Source organism: SAR324 cluster bacterium, from assembly GCA_029245725.1.
Classification (GTDB): Bacteria; SAR324; SAR324; order SAR324; family NAC60-12; genus JCVI-SCAAA005.
Genome location: JAQWOT010000141.1, coordinates 1 through 10,103 on the forward strand (window position 1 = coordinate 1; position 10,103 = coordinate 10,103).

12 protein-coding genes are annotated in these 10,103 nt (G+C 49.3%); 4 read left to right on the forward strand and 8 right to left on the reverse strand.

The genetic code is table 11. The features are described 5' to 3' along the window. The 8 genes from P8O70_06470 to P8O70_06505 all read right to left on the reverse strand — a co-directional run. Positions 1-725 (reverse strand): thiamine pyrophosphate-binding protein (locus P8O70_06470; protein MDG2196518.1); only part of this gene is annotated, 725 nt, incomplete at its 3' end. Further along, positions 722-1,876, reverse strand: a complete 1,155-nt coding sequence (locus P8O70_06475; protein ID MDG2196519.1) for a hypothetical protein — start codon at positions 1,874-1,876, stop codon at positions 722-724. The genes P8O70_06470 and P8O70_06475, both read right to left, overlap by 4 nt. Positions 1,877-1,885: 9 nt before the next feature. Next, on the reverse strand, positions 1,886-2,308 hold the full coding sequence (locus P8O70_06480) for a VOC family protein (protein MDG2196520.1): 423 nt from the start codon (positions 2,306-2,308) through the stop codon (positions 1,886-1,888). Between the two features lie 48 nt (positions 2,309-2,356). Continuing rightward, entirely contained in the window at positions 2,357-4,474 is a 2,118-nt protein-coding gene (locus tag P8O70_06485; protein MDG2196521.1) for a xanthine dehydrogenase family protein molybdopterin-binding subunit, read from the reverse strand. Next, on the reverse strand, positions 4,474-4,941 hold the full coding sequence (locus P8O70_06490) for a (2Fe-2S)-binding protein (GenBank protein ID MDG2196522.1): 468 nt from the start codon (positions 4,939-4,941) through the stop codon (positions 4,474-4,476). The genes P8O70_06485 and P8O70_06490 overlap by 1 nt, the downstream gene beginning before the upstream one ends. A 7-nt stretch (positions 4,942-4,948) precedes the next feature. Then, positions 4,949-5,539, reverse strand: a complete 591-nt coding sequence (locus P8O70_06495) for a TetR/AcrR family transcriptional regulator (GenBank protein ID MDG2196523.1) — start codon at positions 5,537-5,539, stop codon at positions 4,949-4,951. Between the two features lie 74 nt (positions 5,540-5,613). Further along, positions 5,614-6,729 carry an MBL fold metallo-hydrolase gene (locus tag P8O70_06500; protein MDG2196524.1) on the reverse strand — a complete coding sequence of 372 codons (1,116 nt, stop codon included), beginning with the start codon at positions 6,727-6,729 and terminating at the stop codon, positions 5,614-5,616. Between the two features lie 119 nt (positions 6,730-6,848). Beyond that, positions 6,849-8,060 (reverse strand): MFS transporter, encoded by a 1,212-nt coding sequence (locus P8O70_06505; protein MDG2196525.1) that lies wholly within the window; start codon positions 8,058-8,060, stop codon positions 6,849-6,851. Positions 8,061-8,310: 250 nt separating this feature from the next. Between P8O70_06505 and P8O70_06510 the strand changes: the two genes are divergently transcribed. The 4 genes from P8O70_06510 to mtnK all read left to right on the forward strand — a co-directional run. Continuing rightward, positions 8,311-8,598: a GntR family transcriptional regulator gene (locus tag P8O70_06510; protein ID MDG2196526.1), complete on the forward strand. Its 288-nt coding sequence runs from the start codon at positions 8,311-8,313 to the stop codon at positions 8,596-8,598. After that, complete coding sequence (locus P8O70_06515; GenBank protein ID MDG2196527.1) at positions 8,502-8,834, forward strand: UTRA domain-containing protein; 333 nt, start codon at positions 8,502-8,504, stop codon at positions 8,832-8,834. Before P8O70_06510 ends, P8O70_06515 begins: the two co-directional genes overlap by 97 nt. Before the next feature lie 66 nt (positions 8,835-8,900). Next, on the forward strand, positions 8,901-9,041 hold the full coding sequence (locus P8O70_06520; protein MDG2196528.1) for a hypothetical protein: 141 nt from the start codon (positions 8,901-8,903) through the stop codon (positions 9,039-9,041). A 32-nt stretch (positions 9,042-9,073) separates the two neighbouring features. Continuing rightward, positions 9,074-10,103, forward strand: a 1,030-nt coding sequence (mtnK, locus tag P8O70_06525) for an S-methyl-5-thioribose kinase (GenBank protein ID MDG2196529.1), incomplete at its 3' end; no start/stop codon positions are given.

Consider the following 10,103-nt stretch of genomic DNA (forward strand, 5'->3'; position numbering starts at 1 on the left):
CTCTGGGTTCGGGCAGCAGCAAACTCGGTCATCAGGCTGACCCCACAGTGACTCACCAACTTCCCAGCCCACTCCAAAGACGATTCACGCAGGGTCTTTCCACCAAGGAGGATCAAGACTTCTCCTTCTTCACGAATAACCCGGGCACAATGTTCCAATGCTTTCTTTGATACTTTCCTAGCAGCAGGGACGGTAGGTACTGGGGGAGCTTGCTTGAATTCACCGGCATCTTGCCACGCGGTATCTGCTGGCAGGATCAGTGAGGCGATGCAGCCGGGAGCCCTCTTTGCTTCAGCGATTGCTTGAGCTGTTGTGGCAGCCACCTCCGTAGGATTACGAGCAGTTTTCACCCAGTCCGACATGGGCCGTGCAATTCCTTCGATATCTGCATTTAGGGGAGCATCATGCTCGATGTGGTAGGTAGCGTGTTCCCCGATGACGTTGACCATCGGTGTGTGAGCCTTGCGGGCGTTGTGAATGTTGGAAAGCCCATTCGCCAATCCTGGTCCTGTGTGTAGTAGGGTGGCAGCTGGCTCATCCTTCATCCTGGCGTAGCCATCGGCAGCTCCTGTGACCACTCCCTCAAAGAGCCCCAATACGCATTCCAGACCCTCCACCCGATCCAAGGCCGCACAGAAGTGCATCTCCGAGGTACCTGGATTCGCAAAGCAGACCTTGATACCCCCAGAAACCAGGGTTCGGATCAGTTGTTCCGCACCATTCATGAATTTCTCCCAGTTGGTAAATCAGAAAGATAAAGCCCTAAGACCTGCTGTCGCACCATTGGATCTGCAAATCGGTAAACTGCACGGTCCATCAAATAGTGAACAAATCCACTCGCAAAAGCCAGCCCCAGACAGAATGTGAGTACACTTGGCTCCACTAACAAAGCCTGCCAGCCAGGAATCCACTCTGCTCCAAGGCCATTCGAGAAATCAACTGAGTCCATTTCCAGAAATGGTACCGCGACGATGGTCATTAGCACCCAGACCCCGACAATTCTCCATCCGGAATGATTCTTGGGAGAGTCGATGGAGTGGGCGTGTCCCCCAATACCCACCGCAACCAGCCAGTGCTGTACGCTGATCAGTACCAGAAACGCCAGCGGAGAAATCCACCAGGCAGCATTGGCAAGTAAGAACAGGCTGAGCAAGTAGGCTTGATAGGCCAGCGAGCAGTTTTGTGCTGTCAATTTGCGCCAAGCCATTAAAGAGACCAAACACACCGCTCCTCGGAGTGTCAAGATACTAGCTGCATCAAATGATAGCCAAGTTAAGCTCAGCAGCCCCTCCTGCTGCAACCAAGTTGTGCCCTGAACCAATTCTCCCAGCCACGGTAGGACGCCTCCCAACAGCAAACACCAATTTCGCTGCTGTGCATTAGACTGACCCAGTTGCTTCGTATTGCGTAGCTGATAGAGCCGCAGCACCCCGTAGTGCTGAATTGCAAAGTGGTAGAGCGCCCAGGCATAGTCAATGACTGCCAGAACCAAGATTTTTTCCACCAGTGTCCAAGTCGGCCAAGGACTATAAAGCCAAGTGAAGACGGACAGAATTACCAAAACGGGTACACCCAAAAAGCGCAGGGGCTGAGCTTTGCGTACAGAAGAATAACTTGGGGAAGTGAAGGCCAGCAGGAGGGAACTGAAGCGGTGCGTGAGCCAGAACAGCAATGTGCAGAGCAGGAAGAAGGTTTCTAGTCCTTCTCCCCAATCTAGCAAGATGACCAATGGCAATAGCCACAACCCACAGAGCAGCCAGGTGAAGTCCCAAGTTAGGTTTCTCAGGAAACCAAAAGCAGCTGGCCGCTCCAACAATTTGATGTTGGTTTGGTAGGGAATCGCTCTAGCGAAACGATTCTTCAAAACATCAATCAAACAAGACTCTCACCAGTGCCCTGTGTTTTCCATACTCGACCAGGGTTCAGCTGGAGAAAGGGCCTCTCCCGCCTGGAGAAGTTCAATCGAAACGTTATCAGGAGAACGAACAAAGGCCATGCGCCCACAGCGAGGGGGCCGATTGATCAAGACACCTTTGTCCATTAATTCCTGGCACTTGTCATATATATTCTCAACCTGATAGGCCAGGTGCCCGAAATGGCGACTGTCATTGGGTAAGCCCTCGTCACCGTCCCAGTTGTAGGTCAGCTCAATCTGCGCCTCTTCCTGTCCAGCTGGAGCCATGAAAGCCAGGGTATAGCGCCCAGCCTCACTGTCACGTCGACGGACTTCTTCGAGACCTAGCAACTTATAGAAAGCAACAGATTCTTCGAGATCCTTCACTCGAAGCATGGTGTGCAAATATCGCATGGAAAATCTCCTGTTCAATTATGGACCAAATGAACTGGTCGTGTTGTCTCAGATAAGTTGATTAGTAACTGGTAATCGACGAATTCGTTTCTCTGTTGCAGCATAGATGGCGTTGCAGAGCGCAGGAGCAATCGGTGGCAATCCTGGTTCCCCAACTCCACCTGGAGCTTCATTATTTTCGATGATACTCACAAATACTTCGGGAGCCTCCGAGAGGCGAGCGACCCGATAATCATGGAAGTTGCTGTTAGCCACAGCCCCATCCTTCAAGGAAATCTGTTCGTAGAGAGCTGCAGAGAGCCCGAAGACCACTGCTCCTTCCAATTGCTGGCGGATGATGTTGGGGTTGACGTATCGTCCGCAGTCAATAGCACAATGGACTTTATGAACACGAACGGTGCCTGCGTCAACAGAAACTTCAACAACCTGGGCAACAATACTTTTAAAGGACTCATGAAGAGCGATGCCCCTGGCATGCCCCTCTGGCAGTTCAGCGCCCCAGCCTGCCTCCTTAGCAGCTCGCTCTAACACAGTTCGATGACGTGGCTGGTCCTTCAACAATGCCAAACGATATTCCAGTGGATCACGACCCGCAAGGTTTGCGGCTTCATCCAGTACACTTTCGACTGTAAAGGCATTATGAGAGTTGCCAACAGATCGCCAGAAGCCCACACGAATGCCGGGCTCAACCACCTCATAGTCCATTTCGTGCTCAGGGATTGCGTAAGGGAGCTGGGTTCCTTCCGTGGAAGTAACATCCCAATCGATCCATTTCAAAACACTACCCACTGCTCTAGTATCCACCAATTGCCAAGCAAATTCAGAGATAGCAGATGGCCCTGCCAGCTGATGGCTCCATGAACTAGGGAATCCATCTTCACTTAGTTGAACCTGCAAGCGACTCTTGTAGGCCGGCCGATAGAAATCATGCTGTGTATCCTCCTCTCTGGTCCAGATCAACTTGACCGGACGCCCCACCGCTTTGGAAGCCTGAACTGCTTGAATCGCAAAGTCCCAGCCACGCCGGCCAAAGCCTCCACCCAGATAGGTAGTGTGAACCGTCACTTGCTCTGGTTCCAATCCTGTGATTTCAGCTGCCTTGTCTCGGACCACTTCGGGAAATTGGGTCGGCACCCACACCTCACAGCGGTCTGGATGCACATCAGCCGTGCAGTTCATCGGTTCCATCGTAGCATGGGCGAGATAGGGCAGGAAGTACTCGACATCCAGAGTCTTCTCTCCTGAAATCTCAGCTTTGCCCAGATTATCCAGAGCCTCAGTCAACTGCTGCTCTAATTTCTGATCATCCAATCCCTGGCTCTTGCCTCCACTAAATTCAATGCGCAAGGCATCAGCGCCCTTCTTGGCCTGCCAGAATTTTTCTGCGACAACTGCTACTCCGTTGAGAATTTCGACAACTTTGACAACTCCCTTCACGCTCAAAGCACTGGACTCATCATAACGCAAAACCTCGCCTTCAAAAACAGGAGACTGCCGAACCGTTGCGTAGAGCATACCGGGCACTTTAACATCCATCCCGAACTGAGCCTGGCCTGTGACCTTAACCAGTCCGTCCAAGCGCTTCAGGGGTTGACCAACGAGTCGGTACTTCGAAGGATCTTTACGAGGTGGATCTTCAGGAACCTCGAGCTTCGAAGCAGCTTCTGCCAATTCTCCATAACTCAGCCTCCTTCCACTATCAACATGCAGGACTTGTCCGGCTTGGGTTTGACATTCCGTTGGAGGTACCTGCCAGCGATCTGCAGCCACCTGGACAAGCATGCTTCGAGCAGCAGCACCTGTTTTGCTGAGGGGTTCCCACCATTTCACAATTGATGTACTACCACCGGTTCCCTGTGTGAACATTCCCTGCTGCCGATACGCTTTGTGGACGGAAGCCAGGACAATATCGATCTGCTCCGGCTCCACATCCAGTTCTTCTGCCAGGATCGTGGGCATTGAAGTAGTAACTCCCTGGCCCATCTCTACTGAAGGCACCACAAAACCGATCCGATTGTCCGTGCCGATTCTCAGCCAAAGTCCCAACTTATTTGCAGCTTCCTTTGGGCTACTCAAAATTCGTGGAGAATTTGAGGTGCAGCCCAGTAACAAACCCCCAGTCACCAACAGTGATGAGTGAAGAAAAGCCCGTCTTGTTAAACTCATCAAGCTTCCTGTGTTTGAAGTTCTGCAGCTCGTCTGATGGCCTTGCGGATCCTTGGATAGGTTCCACAGCGACAGATATTGCTCATCGCTTGATCAATCTCAGAGTCAGTGGGTTGAGGGTTGTCCTGAAGCAAGGCAGTGGCAGCCATTAGCTGTCCTGATTGACAGTATCCACATTGAGGGACTTGTTCTTCTAGCCAGGCTTGTTGTACCGGGTGTAATCGACTCTGTCCCAGCCCTTCAATGGTCCTGATTTCAGCATTCTCAGGAACTGCTTCAAAGGGGAGACTGCAGGAGCGTACAGGCTTGCCATCCAGATGAACTGTACAAGCACCACACTGAGCAATCCCACAACCAAACTTGGTGCCGGTCAAGCCGACCTCATCCCGAAGTACCCAGAGCAGGGGGGTGTCGGGCTCAAGATCTAGTTCGATTGCGGTTTGATTGATTCTAAGAGTCTTCTTCATGGATTTTTTACTGAGGAGATTTGGACTGGGGTGAAAGATAGCGCCAGAGAATTTCAGAGGAAATTGTAGCGACTTCATCTACTTCTTTTTCGGAGAGATTGTGCTGGATATTATGTTGAATCATTGCCTCCAGATGTCCGTGGATGATGGAAAGCAATAAATTGGTTGGAAAGCTCGCTAACTTGCCCTCCTGTTGACCCAACTTGATCCATTCGTAACCTTCTTTCCAGTCATCTTCGATGGTTTCATGAATACGCTGACTGACTTGGTTGCCCTGCCGTAGTTGCAGCATCAGTTGGAACTTCTTCGGATTTGCTGAACCCCATTTCAGCAGTCGAATGTGGATCTCTTTAAATGCAGCTTCATAAGATCCCTGGGATTTTGGTTCCTTTTGAACTTCAGCCAGTGCCTCACGCTTGATCATCAAGTACACCTCGTCAACCAAATCATTCTTGGTTGGAAAATATGTAAAGAGCGTTCCAGTGGCGACACCTGCCCCTTGAGCAATACTGGCTGTGGTTGTCTGCCAAAAGCCATCTCGGGCAAAGAGTTCCATAGCTGAATCCAACAGTGCCTGTTTCTTTGGTGGATGATTCATCGGACTGACTCCTAATAGCAGCTCCCAAGCGAATGGGGTCTAATCCTGATTAAGCGTAACAGCTTCTGATAAACCTATTGTACCTGTTCCCACCAATGAGAAAATTGATTTTTCACTGCGAGGTCGACCACTTGACCCAATTTTGGAGTCATTAGCTCCATTCCAAGTTCTTCAGCAGCTTGTTGGGAACGCTTAATCGGCTCATCCCATTCATGCAAGGAAAGCTCAAACATCGCCCAGTGGATCGGGATCATCTGTTTTGCTCTCAAATCAATGGCAGCCTGGACAGCTTCCTCAGGCAGATTGTGGACTTCCCGCCAACGCTCATTGTATTGACCACTATCGATAAAGGCCGCATCAAAAGGGCCGAGTTGATCACCAATTTTTTTATAATGTTCATCATACCCTGAGTCACCACTGAAATAGATTTTACTGTTGGGTGAATCTACTACCCACGATGCCCAAAGGGTTGTTTGACTGGTTCCCGTTCGTCCAGAGAAATGTTGGGCTGGTGTGCATACAAAGCGAATTCCTTCAAATTCATGTTCTGCCCACCAATCCAACTCAACGATATTCTTGGAGGCGACTCCCCAATATTCCAGGTGAGATTTGATTCCCAGGGGAACGAGAAATGTTGCCTCTTTATCTCGAAAGAACTGGATGGAACGCATATCTAGATGATCGTAGTGGTCATGTGAGATCACGATGTAGTCAATCGGAGGTAACTCGTCCAAACTTAGGACAGCTGGCTGAAAGCGTTGTACCAAGAAATTAACTGGGGCCGCTGAATTCGAAAAAACAGGATCAAACAGAATCAGTTTGTTTTGGACATTTACTAATAGTGTGGAATGTCCCAGCCAGATAAACCGTAGAGAACCTGTTGGTTCTAAAAAAGCTTGGAGATTGGGAGGATTGACTTCAGGAAGTGGCTTGTCAGGTGTTCTGCGAGATGAATCACTCGTGAAATACTCGAGGGTAAGTCGCCAATCGATCCGTTCGTTCATCTTATCAAGAACATCTGGGATTCGGTTCTCAAAAACCTTCTCCTCCCTGTTATAATGAGGTGAGTTGCCATAACTGGACAACATTTCACTCGATGGGGCTTGCCCGAGTTGCTCCCAGATCGAACAGGAACCTAATAAACTTGCAAAGGCAAAGGTCATCAAAATCAAAGATGGGAGATTGCTCATAGTATGTCAAAAAAAATTAACTAAAAACTGACTAATCAGTCATAATTCATCATAAACTGACTAATCAGTCAATAGATTTTCTAACTGTAATCAGCTTTCTCAAATTCAATTACTATAACTCAGGTAGGCTGATTTTCAGGATTTTCTATGGAAGGTACTGAATTGGGCATAGCGACGCTCAGACAAGCGAACAGAGCACAGACTGCCAAGGCTCCGGACAGTAGGAATGCATTACTGAAAGCATAACCAGCAACCCAACCGGCTAGCAGGGCACCCAAGGCCCCGATTCCATCCATCAAAGAGAAGGAGAATCCAAGGGCAGCACCTTCTCGTGAGCCAGCGAATTCAACAGCCGCAGCTAGAATCGCAGCCCGGACACCTTGCAGCAGCGCCACTGCCAGTAAGAGCATCGCAAGTACAGCAAACAAATAAGAGGTTGCGTCTAATGTATAAGCAGCAAATGCAGCCAGAGCAGCGCCACCATTGAAACTTAAAATTACTTTTCGACGTCCTACCATATCTGAGAGTTTACCGACATAAGGCTGAGCCAACGCGCCCACAAGAACCATCACCGCATAGATCAGTCCAGTTTCAGATGAAGACAAGCCTTTATCCTGCTGCAGGTATAGTGGAATCATACTGATCAAGGCCACCATCGCCATATGATAGGTACTCATCATTAGTACGATGCGGCGGCCTTTAGAACCAGACCAGGTTTTGACAATCGCTCGGAATTCCTGACGATTCCATCTCATACGACTGGTTTGAAGGGGAATGTGTTTCATTTGAATGATGAACCAGATTCCCATCAGTGCAGCAGGCAGTGTGATCAGTTGTAAGGTGTTCCTCCAGTCAATCATGGTCAGTAGGAAGCCAACAATCAGCGGGCCAACTACTGCTGAGAGTGTCCCCCCAATCGCATGGATTCCCAGTGCTTGGGCCCTGCGTGAAGGAGTTTGCTGTACAAGAATGGAAGTAGCTAGGGGATGCCAAGCAGCATCACCACTTCCACCAAAAGCGAGCAGTAACGCCAAGAGCCAAAAGCCAGGAGCCAAAGAAGCTAACCAGTAGCCGATCACCACCCACCAAAAGGTGATCATCAGCAAACGTCCACGATTCAACACTGCATCTGCTACCAATCCGGCTGGCAAGAAGCCAATGGCAGAGCCCCAACCTTGTAGAGCCAACAGCAAGCCAACCTCTGCTGTGGATAGATCCATCTCCAAGGCAATCGCTGGGGCCAAAACAACCAGTGATACAGGTGCAATATCATTTGCAAAATGACCGATTGAGAAGGGCAGTAGCCAACTACGTGGCGCTGAGTTACTCATAAAATTCTGGGTTGTCTCAAAAGGTTCTTCGAGAGGCTACTGTCATCTGTCCGGACTAATCCGTCTTTCTCTGCCTGCCAAAACTGCAAAAGCCATGAATGCGAAGTTCCCATACAATCGATAATTTAACCAATAAAATTTTGCATTGCGCTACAGAAACACCTTCGCTAGATTCTTGCGGTGCTAAGACATCAGATGTCTGAAGGCCCTTTAGATTTCATGAACTGATTGTGATGCAGAGGGAGAAATTATGCTACTGCGAGTTGACAAGCCACTGACACGTCGGGTTCAGGAAGCTGTGCTGCGACTGATCCGTGGACACAATTACCAACCTGGTGAAGAGATACCGACTGAAGCAGAGCTGGGACAACTGTTTGGGGTTGGACGTTCAACGCTTAAAGAGGCCATTGGTAACCTTGTCGAGCAGGGGATACTCCAAAAATCGAACGGTCGGGTGACGTTCCTAAGACAACTCCCTATCGTTCTCGAGAGTGGCTTGGAAAAGTTGAGCAGTTTACGGAGCACACCCGAAAAGTAGGAGCCAAGCCTTCAACGCAGAGAATCCAGGTGGAGAAGATTCCTGCTGATGAGCAGCTCAGTCAAAAACTTCAGTTGCCCCACGGAACAAGCTGTTACTGGATTGAAAGAGTCCGCTTCGCAGACGACGTGCAAGCTGCCTATTGCATTGACGTCATTCCTGAGAATCTGTTAGCAGACGGACTCAAAGAACAGGTCTTCCGGGATTCACTCTTTGAGCTACTGAGCAAAAGCTGATATCCAGTTTCTCATACGGAGAGTTACATAACCCCGACCCTTTTGACACAGCAGGAGCTACCAGAATTGAACAGTGAATCTGCGTATTTTCTGCTGTTTGAAGAAGTGAACTACGACATCGGTGGCTTCCCAGTCTGCTACAGCAAAGAGTACTACAGCAGTCAGGTTTTTGAATTCAAGATCATCCGTGAGTGTCCCTTGGACTGATTCTAAAACTCTATCAATCAGAGGAAGAAATCATGGAATACCGTCAGCTCAGCCCGGAAACAGTCCCGGGATTTCTCAAGGACATACCCAGTGTGCAAGAGATCTTTTCGGATCTGGATGATCTGGAAGTCGAGGAGGTAGGGGACGGCAACCTGAACTTTGTCTACAAGGTAAGACAACGAAAGAATCCTGCACAAACAGTGGTAATCAAGCAGGCCGTGCCTTTCTTGCGAATTGTTGGCGAATCCTGGCCACTGTCTCGCAACCGCATGAACTTTGAGATTCAGGCGCTTGAGCACCACACAAAGTATTGCCCGCAGCATGTCCCCAAAATCTTTTACGCTTCCACAGACATGTCGCTGGTGGTGATGCAAAACCTGAATCAACATGCAGTGCTACGTGGGGAAATGATCTTGGGGAAGGTCTTCCCAAAACTGGCTGAGCACATTTCCTCCTTCCTAGCAAACACCCTCTTCCCAACAACTGATTGGTGTCTGACCGGGAGTGAGAAAAAAGCGATGGTGGGCAGATTTATAAATCCAGAACTCTGCAAGATCACTGAGGATTTTGTGTTGACTAATCCGTATGAAGACCATGAGACAAATGTCTACCACGATGAAGTAACCCAGGCAGACAAAGACTATCTTCAGCAGGATTCCCAACTGAAGGTTGCTGTTGCAGAAATGAAATATGCCTTCATGAATCACAGTGAGGCGCTGCTTCACGGGGATCTTCACATTGGCAGTATCATGGCCAATGAGGAAGAAACCTACGTAATTGATCCTGAGTTCGCTTTCTTTGGTCCGATCGGTTTCGATGTGGGCGCCTTTATTGGCAATCTATTCCTCGCTTACTACGCATCCGAAGTACGTCAAAAGATGCTGGACCGTGAGCCTTTCGAGTATCGCAATTGGATTTTACGGACAGCGGAGGAGACCTGGAACCAATTTCAGGCAAAGTTCGAAGCAAATTGGGTTGCACACGAACGGGAAACTTCCAATAGCTACTGGAATTATCCAGAAGGACAAATTGGCTTCGCCTTGCAGCGTCAGCGATTCTTAC